Here is a 17,176-nt window from a genome sequence, read left to right on the forward strand (position 1 = left end):
GTCAGTGGGCCAGCATCACCATCTTGGCGACGAAGCCGACGCCAAAGACGAGGGCGATCGACAACAGGATCAAACCCAGTCGGCGGTTGGCCTTGCGCTGTTCGGGCGTCATGACGATCAAGCGACGATCTTCGTGGCCGAAGCATTCAGCTTGGGCGGGGTCTCGAAGGTGTGGAAAGGGGCCGGCGACGGCACTTCCCACTCCAGGCCTTCAGCGGCTTCCCAGGGCTTCTGCGGCGCCTTCTCACCCTTGCCGCGCATCGCCGGGACAACCACGAACAGGAAGAAGTAGACCTGCATCAGACCGAAGCCGAAGGCGCCGATGGACGCGATCATGTTGAAGTCGGCGAACTGCATCGGGTAGTCGGCATAGCGACGTGGCATGCCGGCCAGGCCCAGGAAGTGCATCGGGAAGAAGGTGATGTTGAAGAAGATCAGCGAGCCCCAGAAATGGATCTTGCCGCGCGTCTCCGAATACATCACGCCGGTCCACTTCGGCGCCCAGTAGTAGTAACCGGCGAACATGCCGTACAGCGAACCCGCCACCAGCACGTAGTGGAAGTGGGCCACGACGTAGTAGGTGTCCTGCAGCTGGATGTCGACCGGCGCCATGGCCAGGATGAGGCCGGTAAAGCCGCCCATCGTGAACACGAAGATGAAGCCGACGGCGAACAGCATCGGCGTCTCGAAGGTCATCGAACCGCGCCACATCGTCGCCAACCAGTTGAAGATCTTCACGCCCGTGGGCACGGCGATCAGCATGGTCGCGTACATGAAGAACAGCTGGCCCGTCACCGGCATGCCGGTCACGAACATGTGGTGGGCCCACACGATGAAGGACAGGATGGCGATCGACGCCGTCGCATACACCATGGACGCATAGCCGAACAGGCGCTTGCGGGCGAAGGCCGGCACGATCTGGCTGATGATGCCGAAGGCCGGCAAGATCATGATGTAGACCTCGGGGTGGCCGAAGAACCAGAAGATGTGCTGGTACATGACCGGGTCGCCGCCGCCAGCCGGGTTGAAGAAGGCGGTGCCGAAGTGGCGGTCGGTCAGCGTCATCGTGATGGCGCCAGCCAGCACGGGCATGACGGCGATCAGCAGATAGGCGGTGATCAGCCAGGTCCACGAGAACATCGGCATCTTCATCAGCGTCATGCCGGGGGCGCGCATGTTGAGGATGGTCACGATGATGTTGATGGAGCCCATGATGGACGAGGCGCCCATGATGTGCATCGCGAAGATGCCGGCGTCCATCGACGGGCCCATCTGCAGCGTCAGCGGCGCGTACAGCGTCCAGCCCGCGGCGGGGGCACCGCCCGGCATGAAGAAGCTGCCGACCAGCATCAGGGCCGCGGGGATCAGCAGCCAGAAGCTGAAGTTGTTCATCCGCGCGAAGGCCATGTCGGCGGCGCCGATCTGCAGCGGGATCATCCAGTTCGCGAAGCCGACGAAGGCCGGCATGATGGCGCCGAACACCATGATCAGACCGTGCATGGTCGTGAACTGGTTGAAGAGTTCCGGGTTGAAGAACTGCAGGCCGGGCTGGAACAACTCCGCGCGGATGCACAGGGCCAGGATGCCGCCGATCATCAGCATCGTGAAGGAGAACAGCAGGTAGAGGGTGCCGATGTCCTTGTGGTTGGTCGCGAACACCCAGCGGCGCCAGCCGTGGGGTGCATGGTGATCGTCGTGATGGTCGTGATCGTGGGCGTGGCCGTCATGGCCACCGACCGCGCCGTGGGGGGGGAGCACTGCACTCATGTGATTTCCTCTGATTCGGCGTTCGGTCGATTACTTGCGGGCGGCCAGCACTTCGGCCGGCTGCACCGTCTGACCCGTCTTGTTGGACCAGCTGTTCTTCGTGTATGTGATCACGGCGGCGATGTCGGTGTCGCTGAGCTGCTTCCAGGCGGGCATGCCCTTGTCCATGCGGCCGTTCAGCACGACGTTGATCTGCTGCAGCTTGTCTTCGGCCAGCACCACGGGCGACTTGTCCAGCGGCTTGATCGGGCCGGCGCCGGAGCCATCGGCCTTGTGGCAGACCGCGCAGTTGGCGGCGTAGACCTTCTCGCCACGGGCGACCAGGGCGGCCTGTTCCCAGACCTTGTTCGGGTCGTCGGCCTTGGCGGCGATTTCCTTCTTCTTGCCATCCACCCACTTGGTGTAGTCCTCGGCGGACACGACCTTCACGTGGATGGGCATGTAGGCGTGTTCCTTGCCGCACAGCTCGGCGCACTGGCCGTAGTAGTCACCGATCTTCTCGGCCTTGAACCAGGTGTCGCGCACGAAGCCGGGGATGGCATCCTGCTTGACGCCGAAGGCCGGCACCATCCAGGCGTGGATGACGTCGTTGGCCGTCGTGATGATGCGGACCTTCTTGTCCACCGGCACCACCAGCGGGTTGTCAACCTTCAGCAGGTAGTTGTCGACCGCCTCGGGCTTGCCGCTGTTGGACGACTCGCGTTGGGCGGTGTCCAGCGTGGCCAGGAAGCCAATGCCCTCGCCTTCGCCCTTCAGGTAGTCATAGCCCCACTTCCACTGGTAGCCGGTGGCCTTGATGGTCACATCGGCGTTGGTGGTGTCCTTCATCGCGACGACCACCTTGGTGGCCGGCAGGGCCATGCCGATGACGATCAGGAAGGGCACGACGGTCCAGGCGATCTCGACGGCCACGCTCTCGTGGAAGTTGGCCGACACCGCGCCCTTGGACTTGCGGTGCTTGAAGATGGAATAGAACATGACGCCGAACACGGCGACGAAGATGACCAGGCAGACGATCATCACGAAGTTGTGCAGCCACATCTGGTCGTGGGCGATGCGCGTGACCGGCTCGTGCAGATTGAGCTGATTGACGCCGGGGCCGCCCTTGAGGTCGTTGACCGCCAGGGCCGGGCCCGCTGCCAGGGCCGCCATCGCCGCCGTGGCCCAACGGCCCCAAGCGCGTGAGGCGCTATGCACTCGTGCGTTCATCATCGTCATGGTTGTCACTTGGTTCTTTGAAGAGCGGGGCTTGCAAACCAGCCCAACGGCCGGATTTGGGAGGCAAGTTCCGTGGATTGGGCCGGGTGTTGCCCCAAAGCCCTCTATGCGGCGCGGGATTTTAGCCCAGGCTCCGGGAGGGACGACCCAGGCCGCCCCCGGGGATTCACCCCCTTCATCCCGATTCGCGCCCCTTGCGCAGCGTCGCACGCATGGCGTCGATGGAAACATGGGTCTCGGCAGCCATTGTGAGGCGTGGCGCGGCCTTGAACGCATGGCCGAAAACAAGTTCCAGCGTCAGCGCCAGCCGCCCGTCCGCATCGCGCAGCGTTTCCAGCCGGGCCAGCAGGGCGGCCTTCCAGGCGCGGCCGCGCAGACCGGCAAAGCGGGTGGGTGCCAGATTGCCACCCAGGCTGCGCAGATCGGCAAGCAGGCTTTCGGGCGTGGCCCAGGTCAGGCGCAGCCGCTGCTGGTCCATGACGGGATCGGCAAAGCCGGCCTTGAGCACCAGGTCGCCGATGTCGTGCATGTCCCACCAGTCCGGGGCCGGTCGGCCCCAGCCGGCGCGGGCATACAGCGTGCGCAGCTCGACGAAGCTGTCCGGGCCCAGGCAGGAGAACATGACGAAGCCGCCGACCGCCACGCTGGCCTGCCAGGCGTCGAGCAGGGCCGGCAGGTCGGCGCAGGCGTGCAGGGCCATGTTGGACCACAGCAGGTCCACCGCCGGCTGAGCCGGCAGCGCATCCATCTGCCCCGACGAGGCGCCGCGCAGCTTCTGCCACCAGTTGCGCTGGCGCTTTTCAGCCGCGCGCGCCGCCAGCGCAGGGTCGGCTTCATGCCAAAGCACTTCGGCGTTCGGGTAGGCCAGGCGCAGCAGCTCGCCACTGGCACCCAGGGCGGGCGAAGCATCCAGCACGCGCGCCGGCTGCAGCTTGATATAGGTCAGGCGCTCGGCCATGCGGCTGGCAACCTCGCCATGCAACCAGGGCGGCTCTGCGGCGGCTGCAAGCCGGCGCGTCTGGTGGCGCACGGCTTCAGCGTCGAGATCCTGGGGCCGCGGCCCCTTGTTTGAAGTAGGGGTCGATGCCGGTTCACTCATGGAGCGGTCAGTATATTGAGCCGATGCCCGAGCGCTCCCTGTCGGCAACCAAGCCTGCGTTGATAGAGAAAGTCCTGCTGCGCTGCGCGGGCCAGTGCGCCGTCTGTCGTGCCTGGAGCCACCAGACCATCTGCGAGTCCTGCCTGGCCCTCTACGCCCGACCCCAGCCGCGCTGCTGGACCTGCGCCGCCAGGCTGCCTCTCGAACTCGTCGGCAAGCCTCGCCCCCAATGCGGGCGCTGCCTGCACGCCGCACCGCCGCTGGACCGCACCGTCGCGGCGCTGGACTACCGCTTCCCCTGGGACGGCCTGCTGCAGCATTTCAAATACCACCAGGCCCTGGAGCTGCGCGAGAGCCTGCTGGAGCGGCTGAACACCGCGCTGAATGCAGCCGAAGTGGGCGCGCCCGACTGGCTGCTGCCCGTGCCCCTGTCCGATCGACGCCTGCGCGAGCGCGGCTACAACCAGGCCCATGAACTCACCAAGGCCCTGGCGCGGCGCCGCGGCCTGCGCTGCGAGCCTGACCTGCTGCTGCGCGTGCGCCACAACGAGCGCCAGGCGGGCCTGAAGCTGGAGGACCGCGCGGCCAATGTGCGCGGCGTCTTCGCCGTCGAGCCGCTGCGAGCGGCCCGGCTGCGCGGCACCAATGTCGCCCTGCTGGACGACGTGATGACCAGCGGCGCGACGCTGTTCGAACTCGCCAGCGTGCTGCTGCAGGCCGGCGTCATGAGCGTGCAGGCCTGGGTCATCGCGCGGACCCCTGAACCCGGCGACGAATGAGGCCCCTCGCCCAGGTTCGCGCCGCTGAACGCGGCGAACCTGATCGGTCCCCCGAGGGGACGGCGATGCACGCGGCCTCGAGCCACGTGCACATCGCCAAGCGGGCCGGCTAGGGGCGGCCCGGCGCTCGGCCCAAATGCACGCGCGAGATACTGCGGCGATGTTCAACATCGTCCTCGTCCAGCCGGAAATCCCGCCCAACACCGGCAACGTCATCCGGCTCGCGGCCAACACCGGCTGCAGCCTGCACCTGATCGAGCCGCTGGGCTTTTCGATGGAGGACAAGCTGCTGCAACGCGCGGGGCTGGACTATCACGAGTACGCCCGCGTGCAGCGCCATGCGGACTGGGCGGCCTTCCTGGCGGCCGAGACGCCCGACCCGGCGCGCCTGTTCGCCTTCACGACGCGCGGCAGCCGGCCCTTTGGCGAGGTGGCCTGGCAGCCGGGTGACTACTTCGTCTTCGGCAGCGAGACCGCCGGCCTGGCGCCCGCGCTGCGCGAGACCTTCCCCGCCGAGCAGCGCGTGCGCCTGCCGATGCGCGAGGGCCAGCGCAGCCTCAACCTGAGCAACAGCGTGGCCGTGGCGGTCTTCGAGGCCTGGCGGCAGAACGGCTACGCCGGGGGCGGCTGAGCTATTCGGCGCGCGCCTCGCGCCCCATCAGGTGCTCGACCGCCTCGCCAACGCGCAGGCGCCCGTCCAGCAGCGCCACCATGCCCTCGGTGATGGGCATCTCGACACCCGCCTCGCGAGCCCGCGCCAGCACCGTCGGCGCGCTGTAGACGCCTTCGGCCACATGGCCGAGCTGCTGCAGGATTTGCGGCAGGGCCAGGCCCTGGGCCAGCATCAGGCCGACGCGGCGGTTGCGCGACAGGTCGCCGGTCGCCGTCAGCACCAGGTCGCCCAGGCCGGACAGGCCCATGAAGGTCTCGGCCTTGGCACCCAGGGCCAGGCCCAGGCGCAACATCTCGGCCAGGCCACGCGTGATGAGGGCGGCGCGGGCGTTCAGGCCCGGCGCGTCCGGGGCTGCGGCCGACAGCCCGTCGCAGACGCCGACCGCGATGGCCATGACGTTCTTGACGGCRCCGCCCACCTCGACGCCGACCGGGTCGCTGGACGTGTAGACCCGCAGCCTGTCGCCATGGAAGGCGTCGACGGCAGCCTGGGCCAGTTCGCTGCTCTCACTGGCCGCGACCAGGGCCGTCGGCCGGCCCGCGGCCACCTCCTGCGCAAAGCTGGGCCCGGACAGGATGCCCACGCGCATCGCCGGCTGCAGTTCGCGGGCGATCTCGTGGCCCAGCCGCCCCGTGCCGGCCTCGAAGCCCTTGCAGAGCCACAGCACACGCTGGCTGGACGGCAGGGCGGCGAGGATCTCGCGCAGGCCGGACATCGGTGTCGCGACGATGGTCAGCCCCGCGGCGGCATGGGCGATGGATGCGCTGCGATCCGCCGTCAGGCCAAGGGTGCCTGGCAGTTCGCTGTCCGGCAGATAGGCCGCATTGCGGCGGATGGCGCGCATCTGCTCGATGGCCGCCGCATCGCGCCCCCACAGGCTGACGTCATGGCCGGCCTGCGCAGCCTGGATGGCCAGCGCAGTGCCCCAGGCACCGGCGCCGAGCACGCTGATCTTCATCGTCGTCATGCGCAGAGTTTCACCCAAGTAAAACGCCCCGCACTCGGCGGGGCGTCGTCAGCGAAAAGGCCAAATCAGTTGACGGCCTGGCCGCCCTGGGCCGCGCGTTGCGCCTGCTGGGCCTCGAACATGGCCTGGAAGTTCACTTCCGTCAGCAGCACGGGCGGGAAGCCGGCGCGGGTGCAGACGTCGGACACGATGGCGCGCAGATAGGGGTAGACCATCTGCGGGCAGACGATGCCCAGGATGCCTTCGAGCTGGTCCTGCGGCACGTTGCGGATTTCGAAGATGCCGGCCTGCTTGGCTTCGACCAGGAACAGCGTCTTGTCGCCGACCTTGGTGTTGACCGTGGCGGTCACGCAGCATTCGAAGATGCCGTCGGTGACGTTCTCGGCCGACAGCGTCAGGTTGATGTCGACTTGCGGCTGCGATTGCTCCAGCAGGATGTGCGGCGCGTTCGGCTGTTCCAGCGACAGATCCTTCAGGTACATGCGCTGGATCTGGAACACGGGGGTGCCTTCGGCGGCAGCTTGGATCTCGTCGGCCATGGAATTCTTTCTAGCGAAGCGTCAAACAAAAGCCCGCAGGCGGCGCGCTGCGGGCGGTGGCTGGATTATGGGCGAGGCCCCATGACAAAGCGCCGGGGGCTTGCCCGGGCTTGAAATCAGGCGGCCTGGAGCAAGGGCAGCAGTCCGCCCTTCTGGTCGAGGGCGATGAGGTCGTCGCACCCCCCGACATGGGTGTCGCCGATGAAGATCTGCGGCACGGTGCGCCGGCCGGTCCTGGCCATCATGTCCTGGCGCTCGGCGGGGTTGAGGTCGACGCGGATCTCGTCGATCTGCTCGACGCCACGCTGCTTGAGCAGCATCTTGGCGCGCACGCAGRACGGGCAGACCAGCGTGGTGTACATCTTCACGGACGCCATCTTCAAATCTCCTTCGGGCAAAAACCGCTTACGCAGTTTTCTCCACCGGCAAATTGGCCTCCCGCCAGGCCTTGAGGCCGCCGGCCAGCACCTGGGCCTTCTCATAGCCCAGCTTGCGCAGCATGCCCGCAGCGCGGCCGGCGCGTGCGCCCGTCGGGCACACCAACACCAGCGGCAGGGCCTTGTTGGAGGGCAGGGACTTGTGGCTCTCGATCTGGCCAAAGGGGATGCTGCGGGCGCCCACCGGATGGCCCTTGGCGTACTCCTCGGGCTCGCTGACATCGATCAGCACGCCCTTCTCACGGTTGAGCAGCTGCACCGCCTGGGCAGGGCTGACGCCGCCACCTTGGGCGCCCGACATCAGCAGGGGGTAGATCAGCATGCCGCCGGACACCAGCGCGGCGACGATCAAAAACCAGTTCTCGATCAGGAAGTTCAAGCAAGCATCCCGTGTAATTCAACGAAGCCGAGCATTATCGCTGGAGCCGATAATCCGCCGCCTTCCACCACCTGTGCGTTCTTGCCCATGTACAAGCTCGTCCTCATCCGCCACGGCGAATCGACCTGGAATCTGGAAAACCGCTTCACCGGCTGGACCGATGTGGACCTGACGCCCACCGGCGTCGAACAGGCCAAGAACGCCGGCCGGTTGCTGAAGGAAGCGGGCTATGACTTCGACATCGCCTACACCTCGGTGCTCAAGCGCGCCGTCTGGACGCTGTGGCACTGCCTGGACCAGATGGACCGCACCTGGCTGCCGGTGCGCCACGCCTGGCGCCTCAACGAGCGCCACTACGGCGGCCTGCAGGGCCTGAACAAGGCCGACATGGCCAAGCAGTACGGCGACGAGCAGGTGCTGATCTGGCGCCGCAGCTACGACACGCCGCCGCCGGCGCTGGAAGCGACCGACCCGCGCAGCGAACGCAGCGATCCGCGCTACGCCAAGCTCGACCCGAACGACGTGCCGCTGACGGAATGCCTGAAGGACACGGTCGCCCGCGTGCTGCCGTTCTGGAACGACACCGTTGCGCCGACGATCAAGAGCGGCCAGCGCGTCGTCATCGCCGCCCATGGCAACAGCATCCGCGCGCTGGTGAAGTACCTCGACAACATCGCGGACGACGCCATCGTGGGCGTCAACATCCCCAACGGCATCCCGCTGGTCTACGAGCTGGACGAGAACCTCAAGCCCATCAAGAGCTACTACCTCGGCGACGCGGAAGCGGCCGCCAAAGCAGCCGCAGCCGTCGCCAATCAAGGCAAGGCTTGATCGACTGCTGAAATGACCTCATCGACGCTGACCCACTCGGTGGGACCGCGTCGCATGAGCGTCACCGTCGAGCCCCACGGCGCCCAGCGCGCCGGGTCCACGGGGCCCCAGATGCTCAGCAGCCGCGCGCCCACGCCCGCGGCCATATGGGCCGGCCCGGTGTCGTTGGCTACGACCACACCCGCCAGCTGCAGCAGCGCGTTGTAGACGCCCAGCGCCACGCCGTCGAGGCGGATGGCGTCCGGGTAGAGATCCTTCGCGCCCTCGATCTCCACCGGCCCCGGCACGATGACGACCCGCCGACCGGCCGCATGCAGGCGCCGCACGAAGTCCGGAAAGGCCGGCCAGCTGCGGTCGAGGAACTCGATGCGGCCGTTCGCAAACGGGCAGATCAGCACGCAGCGCGCCGGCTCCACGCCCTGCGCCGCCAGCAGCGCCCGCGCCTGCGCGCGCTGCGCCTCGCTGACCTGCATGGCTATGTCCCGCGGCGGCTCGGCCTGCATGCCGAGGAAATCGCAGGCCAATTCCCAGTACTCGACCAAGGTGTGCCGGCCTTCGCGCTTCGGATGGCCGCGTCGCAGCAGCCAGGTGCGGCCGTCGCCCGCATGGCCCTCCGGCTTGAGCCCGGCAAAGCGCGCGTCCAGGGCTGCGGAGAAGGCATAGGGAAACAGCAGCATGTTGGAACGGCCGTCAAAGCCCGGGTCCTCCTGCCGCATCTGGCGTCGCATCACCCGCAACTGCCCGATGCGGTCATGCAGGCCTGCCGGCCGCACATGCACCGGCCAGCCCTCGGCCTCCAGCAGGCCACGCGCCCAGCCCTTGCCCACCAGCTCCAGCCGGTAGCCGTGGCTTTCGAGCAAGCGCAGTGCCGGAATGCTCAGCACCGTGTCGCCGACGAAGTTGCGCAGGCGAACGATGAGCGGGCGTGCTTCTATCATCAGCAATTCTTTACAAGTGGCGCGGGATTCTCCCTGCGCGGATGCCCTCTTCATGTCCGAGATCACCCTGCCCTCCGCCGCCGAAGTGATCGCCGTGCATGACGCGGCGCTGGCGCGCGCGCCGCAACCCGCGCAGGCCAGCGATCTGCGCGGCTGCATTGCCGCCAACCACTTCCACAACAGCAGCCTGTGGGCCCAGGAGGACCTGGCCCGCCGCACCCAGGCGCCCGATGCGGAGATCGTCGCCAACAAGCGCGCCATCGATCGCCACAACCAGGCCCGCAACGACGCCATCGAGCGCATCGACGAGTTCCTGCTGAGCGCGCTGGGCCTGGTGGACCCGACGACGATCGCCAGCGCCCTGCCCCGCTCCACCATCTCGCACGGCGCGCGCCTGAACAGCGAGACGGCCGGGTCCATGCTGGACCGCATCTCCATCCTGGGCCTGAAGATCGCCGCGATGCGCGAGCAGACCCTGCGCACCGACGTCGACGACGCCCACCGCCAGTCCTGCGCCGAGCGGCTGGAACGCCTGACCCAGCAGCGTGCCGATCTCGGCAACTGCTATGACGAACTGCTGGCCGACGCACGCGCCGGGCGGGCCTACTTCAAGGTCTACCGCCAGTTCAAGATGTACAACGACCCACGGCTCAACCCGGCCCTGGTGGCGGAGTCCAGGTGATTCCGCTGCGCTTCGCGGCCAATCTGGACTGGCTGTACGGCGAGCACCCCTATCTCGACCGCCCGGCGGCGGCACGGGCTGACGGCTTCGCGGCCGTGGAGCTGCAGCAGCCGCATCTGCATGACGGCGCGGCGCTGAAGGCTGCGCTGGCCGGGCTGCGCGTCGTGCTCATCAACGCGCCGGCCGGCGACTGGGCGGCCGGGGAACGCGGCTTCGCCGCCCTGCCTGGCCGCGAAGCCGAGTTCCGCGACGCGACGCTGCGCGGGCTGGACCTCGCCACCCAGCTGGGCGCCACACGCGTGCATCTGCTGTCCGGGCTCACGGACGACACGCCGGCCACGCGCGCCACCTGGCTGGCCAATCTGTCGTGGGCCGCCGGGCAGTCCACGCTGCCCCTGGTCGTCGAGCCCATCAACCGCCGTGACATGCCGGGCTACTTTCTGCATCGCCAGGCCCAGGCGCTGGAGCTGCTGGCGGCGCTGGACACGCCAGGCGTGCAGCTGCAGCTGGACCTCTACCACTGCCGCGTCGCCGAGGGCGAATCCGTGACCCACCTGGCGCGGGCGCTGGAACTCGGCCTCGTGGGCCATGTTCAGGTCGCCGGTGTTGCCGGTCGCCACGAGCCCAAGGCCGGCGAGTACGCAGCCGAGTTCAAGCTGCTGGAAGAACGCGCCTGGCCAGGCGCCATCGGCCTCGAATACCGGCCGCTTGCCGGCACATCGGCCGGCCTGGCCTGGTTTACAAGCGCGCGCTGATCACGCCGCGCAGCGTCTCGCCGAGGGCGCGACGGTCCCGGCCTTCCGTCATCACGCTGGGCAGGATCTGTACGTCGACCCCCAGGCCCCGGGCAGAGGCGATGCTCCACAGGCTCTGGGCCAGCGTCATGTCGCCGATGAAGCGGGCCGACGGGCTGAAGCGCTCTCCGGGCTCGTACCAGCGCAAGACAAGAGGCAGCACCGGCGCACCCGTCGACACGGCCGCCTGCAGCAGGTTGGCATGGAAGGGCAGCAACTCGGGGCCCGCACCCGTCGTGCCTTCGGGGAAGACGGCGACGCAATCGCCCGCCTGCAAGGCCGCGGCCGTCTGGTGGACGACGCGCAGCGCATCGCGCTTGCTGGTGCGCTCGATGAAGAGGGTGCCGGCACCTTCGACGAGAGCGCCCACCAGCGGCCAATGCTTCACGTCGGCCTTGGACACGAAGCGGGCCTGCGGCAGCACCGCGTGCACGGCGGCGATGTCCAGCCAGGAGATGTGATTGGCCACCATGAGGTGACCCGTGGGCAGGGCCTGGCCCTGGGACTTGATTTCAATACCGAGGATGCGCAGCGTCTTCACCGACCACCACTGGATCTGCCCATGCTTCTCGGCGGCCGTCATCAGTTCGAAGCGGCGCCTGACGATCCACAGCCCGTGCAGCACATGCGGCACGAGGCGCGCGAGGCGCCAGGTGGCGATCAAGGCCCTCATTCAGCCCCCCGCCGGGCCGCCCCAAGGGAGGCTGCGCCCCCTCGGGGGGCAGCGTGCGAAGCGCGCGTGGGGGCTGTCATCCTTCGTATGCGACGTGGCCGGCGACGAGGGTGCAACGCACGCGCGCCGGCAGCTCGAAGCCGCTGGAGGCGAAAGCAAACGGGGTGTGCTTGCCCTGGCTGGCGAGCGCTTCGGGCGTGACGGCCCAGCTCGCGTTGGCGTCGAAGACGCAGACATCGGCGACACCGCCTTCCACGAGGCGGCCCGCGCTCGCCGACAGCGAGCCGAGGGCGTTGCCGAGCACGCGCACGGGTTCGGCCGTGACGACCGCAAGCGCGCGCTGCAGCGGCAGCTCCGCGTCCCGCGCCCAGCGCAGCGCCAGGCTCAGCAGCAGCTCCAGGCCCGTCGCACCCGGCGTCGCTTCGGCGAAGGGCACGGCCTTTTCGTCGATGGTCACGGGCATGTGGTCGGACACCAGCGCGTCGATCGTTCCATCAGCAAGACCCGCGCGCAGCGCATCGCGGTCGCGCCCCTGGCGCAACGGCGGCGTCAGGCGCATGGCCGAGTCGAAGTAGCCGATGTCGACATCGCTGAGGTGCAGCGAGTTGATGGACACATCGGCCGTGACGGGCAGGCCTTCGCGCTTGGCGGTGCGCACCAACTCCACGCCGGCGGCGCTGCTGAGGCGGCAGATGTGCACGCGGGCGCCCGTCGCGCGAACCAGTTCAAAGATCGTGTGCAAGGCCACCGTCTCGGCGCTGACCGGCACGCCGGACAGGCCCAGCCGCGTCGCCACCGCACCGCTGGCGGCCACGCCGCCACCGAGGAAGAAGTCCTGCGGGCGCAGCCAGACGGTGTAGCCATAGGTGGCCGCGTACAGCAGCGCGCGGCTCAGCACCAGCGTGTCCTTGATCGGCACCTCGGCCTGCGAGAAGCCGATGCAGCCGGCCTCGGTCAGCTCGGCCATCTCGGTCAGGGCCGTGCCCTGCAACTGGCGCGTCAGCGCGCCGAGCGGAAAGAGGCGGCAGCGGCTGAGCTTGCGGGCGCGGAACTTCAGCATCTCTACCAGGCCGGGCTCGTCGAGCACGGGGTCGGTGTCGGGCGGGCAGACCAGGCTGGTCACGCCGCCGGCGGCCGCCGCGGCGAGTTCGCTTTCCAGCAGGCCTTCGTGCTCGTGACCGGGCTCGCGCAGGCGGGCGCAGAGGTCGACGAGGCCAGGCGCGACGATGAGGCCGCTCGCGTCCACCGTGCGGTCGGCGCCGAAGTCCGACACTTCGCCCAGATGCACGATGCGGCCGTTGGCGATGGCCACGTCGCCGACGCGGTCGAGATTGCTTGCCGGGTCGATCAGCCGGCCGCCTTTGATGAGGATCTTCATGCTTCGTTCCCTGCCAGGATGGCCATGACGGCCATGCGCACCGCGATACCGAAGGTGACCTGCGGCAGGATGACGCTGCTCTTGCCGTCCGCCACTTCGGACGCGATTTCGACGCCACGGTTGATGGGCCCCGGGTGCATGACGATGGCGTCGGGCTTGGCCAGGGCCAGCTTCTCGGGCGTCAGGCCGAAGTGCTTGAAGAACTCGCCGCTGCTGGGCAGCATGCCGCCGTTCATGCGCTCGTTCTGCAGGCGCAGCATGATGACGACGTCGGCGCCTTTCACGCCCTCGGCCATGTCGTGGCAGACGCGCACGCCCATGTCGCGCAGGTCGCCGGGCACCAGCGTCTTCGGCCCGACCGCGCGGATCTCGGGCACGCCGAGGATGTTGAGCGCATGGATGTCGCTGCGCGCGACGCGCGAATGCACGATGTCGCCAACGATGGCCACCGTCAGGTTGCGGAAGTCGCCCTTGAAGTGCCGGATCGTGTACATGTCCAGCAGGCCTTGCGTCGGGTGCGCATGGCGGCCGTCGCCGGCGTTGACGACGTGCACATGCGGCGCGCAGTGCTGGGCGATCAGGTGAGGTGCGCCGCTCTCGCTGTGGCGCACGACGAACATGTCGGCGTGCATGGCACTGAGGTTGGCGACCGTGTCGAGCAGCGTCTCGCCCTTGGCGGTGGAGGAGCGCGCGATGTCCAGGTTGATGACGTCGGCGGACAGGCGCTTGGCGGCGATCTCGAAGGTGGTGCGGGTGCGGGTGCTGTTCTCGAAGAACAGGTTGAACACCGACTTGCCGCGCAGCAGCGGCACCTTCTTGACATCGCGGTCGTTGACGGACAGGAAGCTGCCGGCGGTGTCCAGGATCTGCTCCATGACCGCGCGCGGCAGGCCTTCGGTGGACAGCAGGTGGATGAGTTCGCCGTGCTTGTTGAGTTGAGGGTTGCGTTTGCTGAGCATCACAGGACTCCCGCCGGGCCGTCCCAAGGGAGGCCTACGCCCCCTCGGGGGGCAGTGAACGAAGTGAGCGTGAGGGCCATTACTTCACCTCGAACTTGAAGCGTCGGTCCTCGCCCTGCGCGAGGCGCAGGCTCTTGCCGGCGGCCAGCGTCACCCGGGCCGCCGAGAACGCCGGCTCGATCGGCAGTTGACGCCCGCCCCTGTCCACCAGCACGGCCAGTTGCACGCTCGCCGGGCGGCCGAAGTCGAACAGCTCGTTGATGACGGCCCGCGTCGTGCGGCCCGTGTAGAGCACGTCGTCGATGAGCAGGATGTCGCGGCCGTTGACGTCGAAGGGCAGCGAGGTGTGGTCGGCCTTGGCCAGGCCGCGCGAGCCGAAGTCGTCACGGTGCAGCACGCTCGAAATGGTGCCGGCGTCGGCCAGGCCCAGGTCGACGGCCAGCCGCTCGGCCAGCCAGGCGCCGCCGCTCCAGATGCCCACCAGGGCGGTGTCGGGCGTCAGCAGTCGCTGCACGCCTTTCTTGAGCTCGAGGTACAGCGCCTCGGCATCGAGCAGCAATTCACTCAACTTAAAAACCTCCGTGCGCAAGCACTGCGGTGTGAGCCCTTCGGGCGGCCGGGCGGGCTCACGGGTGTTCTCGAAAAAACTGTTCCAGGATCAAGGCTGCGGCCGCAGCGTCCACATCGTGCGCGCCTTCGGCCTCGGCTTCGACGCTGGTATAGCGCTCGTCCACCTCGAAGACCGGCAGGTGGTGGCGCCCGGACAGCCGCCGGCCAAAATTCTGCGCCTTGACCGTCATCTCGTGGGGCGCGCCGTCGGGGTAGCAGGGCACGCCGATGACGAGGGCGTCGGGCTGCCAGGTCTTGATGAGGGCGGCAATCGCGTCGAAATCACCACTCTTGATGGTCGCGCGCGGCTCGGCCGCGCCGAGCATGCGGGTACCCGAGGCCACACCGATACGGCGGGTACCGAAGTCGAAAGCTAAAAAGGATTGATGCGCCGGCGTGAGGGCGGGCGCCTTCATCACGCGTGTCCCGCGTCCGAACTGAGCATGCGCGGGTCCACCCCCAGCAGCGCCAGCGCGCGCTCGTAGCGTTGCTCGACCGGCGTGTCGAAGATGATTTCCGGCGCCGCGTCCACCGTCAGCCAGCCATTGCGGCCGATCTCTTCCTCGAGCTGGCCGGCGGCCCAGCCGCTGTAGCCCAGCGTGACGAAGATCTTCCTCGGGCCGGCGCCGTTGGACAGGGCCTCCAGCACGTCGCGGCTGGTGGTCATCTCCAGGCCGCCGGGCACGGCCAGCGTGGCGTTGTAGTGGCCGCCCTCTTCGTCCAGCGGCTCGTGCAGCACGAAACCGCGGTCGGTCTGCACCGGGCCGCCGTAGAAGACGGGGCTGTCGGCCAGGGCTTCGGCCGGTGGGCTGAGCTCGACCTTTTCGAACAGATTGCCCAGCGTCAGCGAGGTCGGCTTGTTGACCACGAGGCCCAGGGCGCCGTTGTCGTTGTGCTCGCAGAGGTAGACCACGGTGCCTGCGAAGGCCTCGTCGGCCATGCCGGGCATGGCGATGAGGAACTGGTTGGTCAGGACGATCCGGTCGGCAGGCATGGCCGGCATTTTATTCTGTGGGTATGACTGCCCCCGCAAAACATGCGTTGGTCTGGTTCCGCCGCGATCTGCGCGTGGACGATCAGACCGCGCTTTACCAGGCGCTGAAGGCCGCCGACCAGGTCTTCTGCGCCTTCATCCTGGACCGCGACATCCTCGACGCCCTGCCCCGCGCCGACCGGCGCGTGGAGTTCATCCTGGGCGCGCTGCGGGTGCTGGACGAGGACCTGCGCAAGCTGGGCGGCGCGCTCATCGTGCGACATGGCTTCGCGGCCGACGAGATCCCGCGGCTGGCGGCGGAACTGGGCGTGCAGGCCGTGTTCACCAACCACGACGACGAACCCCAGGCGCTGATGCGGGACGCACGGGTGGCCGACCTGCTGAAATCCGTCAACGCCGAACTGCTCAGCTTCAAGGACCATGTCATCTTCGAGCGCCGCGAGGTGATGACGGCCGCCGGTGGGCCGTACGGCGTCTTCACGCCCTACAAGAACGCCTGGCTGCGCAAGGTGGACGAGTTCTATCTGAGCAGCTACCCGGTGGAGCGTCATGCGCAAGCGCTGGCAAAGAGCGAACTGGCCGTGGGGGTTCCCAGCCTCGAGGACATTGGCTTCGAGCCCGCCGGGCTGATCGCCCACGTCGGCCAGGGCAGCCGTGGCGCCGAAGCCCTGCTGGACGATTTCCTGGACCGCATCGCCGACTACGACAGGAAGCGTGACTTCCCGGCGGCCAAGGGCCCGAGCTATCTGAGCGTGCACCTGCGCTTCGGCACGGTGTCGATACGCCGCCTGGCGCGCATCGCCCACCAGCTGATGCAGGGCGGCGACCATGGCGCCGAGATCTGGCTGTCGGAGCTGATCTGGCGCGACTTCTATCACCAGGTCATGCACCACCACCCGCATGCGATGACGTCGGCCTTCAAGCCCGAGTACGACGCTATCCGTTGGGAGACCGGCGCTCAGGCCGATCAGCTCTTTGCCGCCTGGTGCGAGGGCCGCACCGGCTTCCCGCTGGTCGACGCGGCCATGCGCCAGCTCAACCAGACGGGCTATATGCACAACCGCCTGCGCATGGTGGTGGCCAGCTTCCTGACCAAGGACCTGGGGCTGGATTGGCGCCGCGGCGAGGCCTATTTCGCCCGGCAGCTGCTGGACTTCGACCTGGCCGCCAACAACGGCGGCTGGCAATGGGCCAGCAGCAGCGGCTGCGACGCCCAGCCCTATTTCCGCATCTTCAACCCGACCAGCCAGAGCGAGAAATTCGACGCCGACGGCCGCTTCATCCGCCGCTACTGCCCGGAGCTGGCCGGACTGCCTGCCAAGGCCATCCACGCGCCCTGGGAGCGGGCTCCCTTGGAGATGCAGGGCAGCGACTACCCACGGCCCGTCGTCGACCATGCCATCGCCCGCGAGCGCACGCTGGCGCGCTACGCGGTCGTCAAGCGCTCAGCCTGACGCGGC

21 protein-coding genes are annotated in these 17,176 nt (G+C 68.2%); 6 read left to right on the forward strand and 15 right to left on the reverse strand.

Features of this window, described 5'->3' with window-relative positions:
* Position 1: 1 nt before the first annotated feature.
* From AC1D2H_RS10495 to AC1D2H_RS10510, 4 genes are all read right to left on the reverse strand, one after another.
* Complete coding sequence (locus AC1D2H_RS10495; RefSeq protein ID WP_477930759.1) at positions 2 to 112, reverse strand: cytochrome oxidase small assembly protein; 111 nt, start codon at positions 110 to 112, stop codon at positions 2 to 4.
* A gap of 5 nt (positions 113 to 117) precedes the next feature.
* A complete protein-coding gene (ctaD, locus tag AC1D2H_RS10500; RefSeq protein ID WP_477930761.1) occupies positions 118 to 1,767 on the reverse strand; it encodes a cytochrome c oxidase subunit I in 1,650 nt (549 codons plus the stop codon).
* Positions 1,768 to 1,797: 30 nt separating this feature from the next.
* Positions 1,798 to 2,976, reverse strand: a complete 1,179-nt coding sequence (gene coxB / locus AC1D2H_RS10505; protein WP_478010958.1) for a cytochrome c oxidase subunit II — start codon at positions 2,974 to 2,976, stop codon at positions 1,798 to 1,800.
* A gap of 184 nt (positions 2,977 to 3,160) precedes the next feature.
* A complete protein-coding gene (locus AC1D2H_RS10510) occupies positions 3,161 to 4,084 on the reverse strand; it encodes a methyltransferase domain-containing protein (RefSeq protein WP_478010878.1) in 924 nt (307 codons plus the stop codon).
* Positions 4,085 to 4,107: 23 nt separating this feature from the next.
* Here AC1D2H_RS10510 and AC1D2H_RS10515 point away from each other — a divergent pair, with 23 nt between their 5' ends.
* Both AC1D2H_RS10515 and trmL read left to right on the forward strand, forming a co-directional pair.
* Entirely contained in the window at positions 4,108 to 4,863 is a 756-nt protein-coding gene (locus AC1D2H_RS10515) for a ComF family protein (protein WP_478010879.1), read from the forward strand.
* A gap of 160 nt (positions 4,864 to 5,023) precedes the next feature.
* A complete protein-coding gene (trmL, locus tag AC1D2H_RS10520; RefSeq protein WP_478010880.1) occupies positions 5,024 to 5,494 on the forward strand; it encodes a tRNA (uridine(34)/cytosine(34)/5-carboxymethylaminomethyluridine(34)-2'-O)-methyltransferase TrmL in 471 nt (156 codons plus the stop codon).
* A gap of 1 nt (position 5,495) precedes the next feature.
* Here trmL and AC1D2H_RS10525 read toward each other — a convergent pair whose 3' ends face one another.
* From AC1D2H_RS10525 to AC1D2H_RS10540, 4 genes are all read right to left on the reverse strand, one after another.
* Complete coding sequence (locus tag AC1D2H_RS10525; RefSeq protein WP_478010959.1) at positions 5,496 to 6,494, reverse strand: NAD(P)H-dependent glycerol-3-phosphate dehydrogenase; 999 nt, start codon at positions 6,492 to 6,494, stop codon at positions 5,496 to 5,498.
* Between the two features lie 74 nt (positions 6,495 to 6,568).
* Positions 6,569 to 7,042, reverse strand: coding sequence for a protein-export chaperone SecB (gene secB / locus AC1D2H_RS10530; RefSeq protein WP_477930769.1), 474 nt, complete (start codon positions 7,040 to 7,042; stop codon positions 6,569 to 6,571).
* Between the two features lie 116 nt (positions 7,043 to 7,158).
* On the reverse strand, positions 7,159 to 7,419 hold the full coding sequence (gene grxC, locus AC1D2H_RS10535; RefSeq protein ID WP_478010881.1) for a glutaredoxin 3: 261 nt from the start codon (positions 7,417 to 7,419) through the stop codon (positions 7,159 to 7,161).
* A gap of 28 nt (positions 7,420 to 7,447) precedes the next feature.
* Positions 7,448 to 7,858, reverse strand: a complete 411-nt coding sequence (locus AC1D2H_RS10540; protein WP_478010882.1) for a rhodanese-like domain-containing protein — start codon at positions 7,856 to 7,858, stop codon at positions 7,448 to 7,450.
* A gap of 87 nt (positions 7,859 to 7,945) precedes the next feature.
* Between AC1D2H_RS10540 and gpmA the strand changes: the two genes are divergently transcribed.
* Entirely contained in the window at positions 7,946 to 8,689 is a 744-nt protein-coding gene (gene gpmA, locus AC1D2H_RS10545) for a 2,3-diphosphoglycerate-dependent phosphoglycerate mutase (RefSeq protein WP_477930775.1), read from the forward strand.
* On the opposite strand, the gene AC1D2H_RS10550 is transcribed toward gpmA, so the two are convergent.
* Positions 8,674 to 9,627, reverse strand: a complete 954-nt coding sequence (locus AC1D2H_RS10550; protein ID WP_478010883.1) for a glycosyltransferase family 9 protein — start codon at positions 9,625 to 9,627, stop codon at positions 8,674 to 8,676. The two genes, gpmA and AC1D2H_RS10550, sit on opposite strands and share 16 nt — an antisense overlap.
* A 52-nt stretch (positions 9,628 to 9,679) precedes the next feature.
* Here AC1D2H_RS10550 and AC1D2H_RS10555 point away from each other — a divergent pair, with 52 nt between their 5' ends.
* Complete coding sequence (locus tag AC1D2H_RS10555; RefSeq protein ID WP_477930779.1) at positions 9,680 to 10,309, forward strand: DUF4254 domain-containing protein; 630 nt, start codon at positions 9,680 to 9,682, stop codon at positions 10,307 to 10,309.
* Entirely contained in the window at positions 10,306 to 11,064 is a 759-nt protein-coding gene (locus tag AC1D2H_RS10560) for a TIM barrel protein (RefSeq protein ID WP_478010884.1), read from the forward strand. The genes AC1D2H_RS10555 and AC1D2H_RS10560 overlap by 4 nt, the downstream gene beginning before the upstream one ends.
* Here the strand turns inward: AC1D2H_RS10560 and AC1D2H_RS10565 are convergent.
* The 6 genes from AC1D2H_RS10565 to AC1D2H_RS10590 form a co-directional block, all read right to left on the reverse strand.
* Positions 11,048 to 11,776 (reverse strand): lysophospholipid acyltransferase family protein, encoded by a 729-nt coding sequence (locus tag AC1D2H_RS10565; RefSeq protein ID WP_478010885.1) that lies wholly within the window; start codon positions 11,774 to 11,776, stop codon positions 11,048 to 11,050. The genes AC1D2H_RS10560 and AC1D2H_RS10565 overlap by 17 nt on opposite strands.
* Positions 11,777 to 11,852: 76 nt before the next feature.
* Positions 11,853 to 13,154 (reverse strand): dihydroorotase, encoded by a 1,302-nt coding sequence (locus tag AC1D2H_RS10570; RefSeq protein ID WP_478010886.1) that lies wholly within the window; start codon positions 13,152 to 13,154, stop codon positions 11,853 to 11,855.
* Positions 13,151 to 14,113 (reverse strand): aspartate carbamoyltransferase catalytic subunit, encoded by a 963-nt coding sequence (locus tag AC1D2H_RS10575; RefSeq protein ID WP_478010887.1) that lies wholly within the window; start codon positions 14,111 to 14,113, stop codon positions 13,151 to 13,153. The genes AC1D2H_RS10570 and AC1D2H_RS10575 overlap by 4 nt, the downstream gene beginning before the upstream one ends.
* 79 nt (positions 14,114 to 14,192) lie before the next feature.
* Entirely contained in the window at positions 14,193 to 14,681 is a 489-nt protein-coding gene (gene pyrR, locus AC1D2H_RS10580; RefSeq protein WP_477930789.1) for a bifunctional pyr operon transcriptional regulator/uracil phosphoribosyltransferase PyrR, read from the reverse strand.
* A 58-nt stretch (positions 14,682 to 14,739) separates the two neighbouring features.
* Entirely contained in the window at positions 14,740 to 15,138 is a 399-nt protein-coding gene (gene ruvX, locus AC1D2H_RS10585) for a Holliday junction resolvase RuvX (protein WP_478010888.1), read from the reverse strand.
* The gene (locus AC1D2H_RS10590) at positions 15,138 to 15,725 is read right to left on the reverse strand and encodes a YqgE/AlgH family protein (protein WP_477930792.1); all 588 of its coding nucleotides are present in this window, start codon (positions 15,723 to 15,725) and stop codon (positions 15,138 to 15,140) included. Before AC1D2H_RS10590 ends, ruvX begins: the two co-directional genes overlap by 1 nt.
* A gap of 14 nt (positions 15,726 to 15,739) precedes the next feature.
* On the opposite strand from AC1D2H_RS10590, the gene AC1D2H_RS10595 reads away from it, so the two are divergent.
* Complete coding sequence (locus AC1D2H_RS10595; protein WP_478010889.1) at positions 15,740 to 17,170, forward strand: cryptochrome/photolyase family protein; 1,431 nt, start codon at positions 15,740 to 15,742, stop codon at positions 17,168 to 17,170.
* Positions 17,171 to 17,176: the final 6 nt, after the last annotated feature.

It is taken from the genome of Roseateles sp. P1_C1_2, from assembly GCF_056406535.1.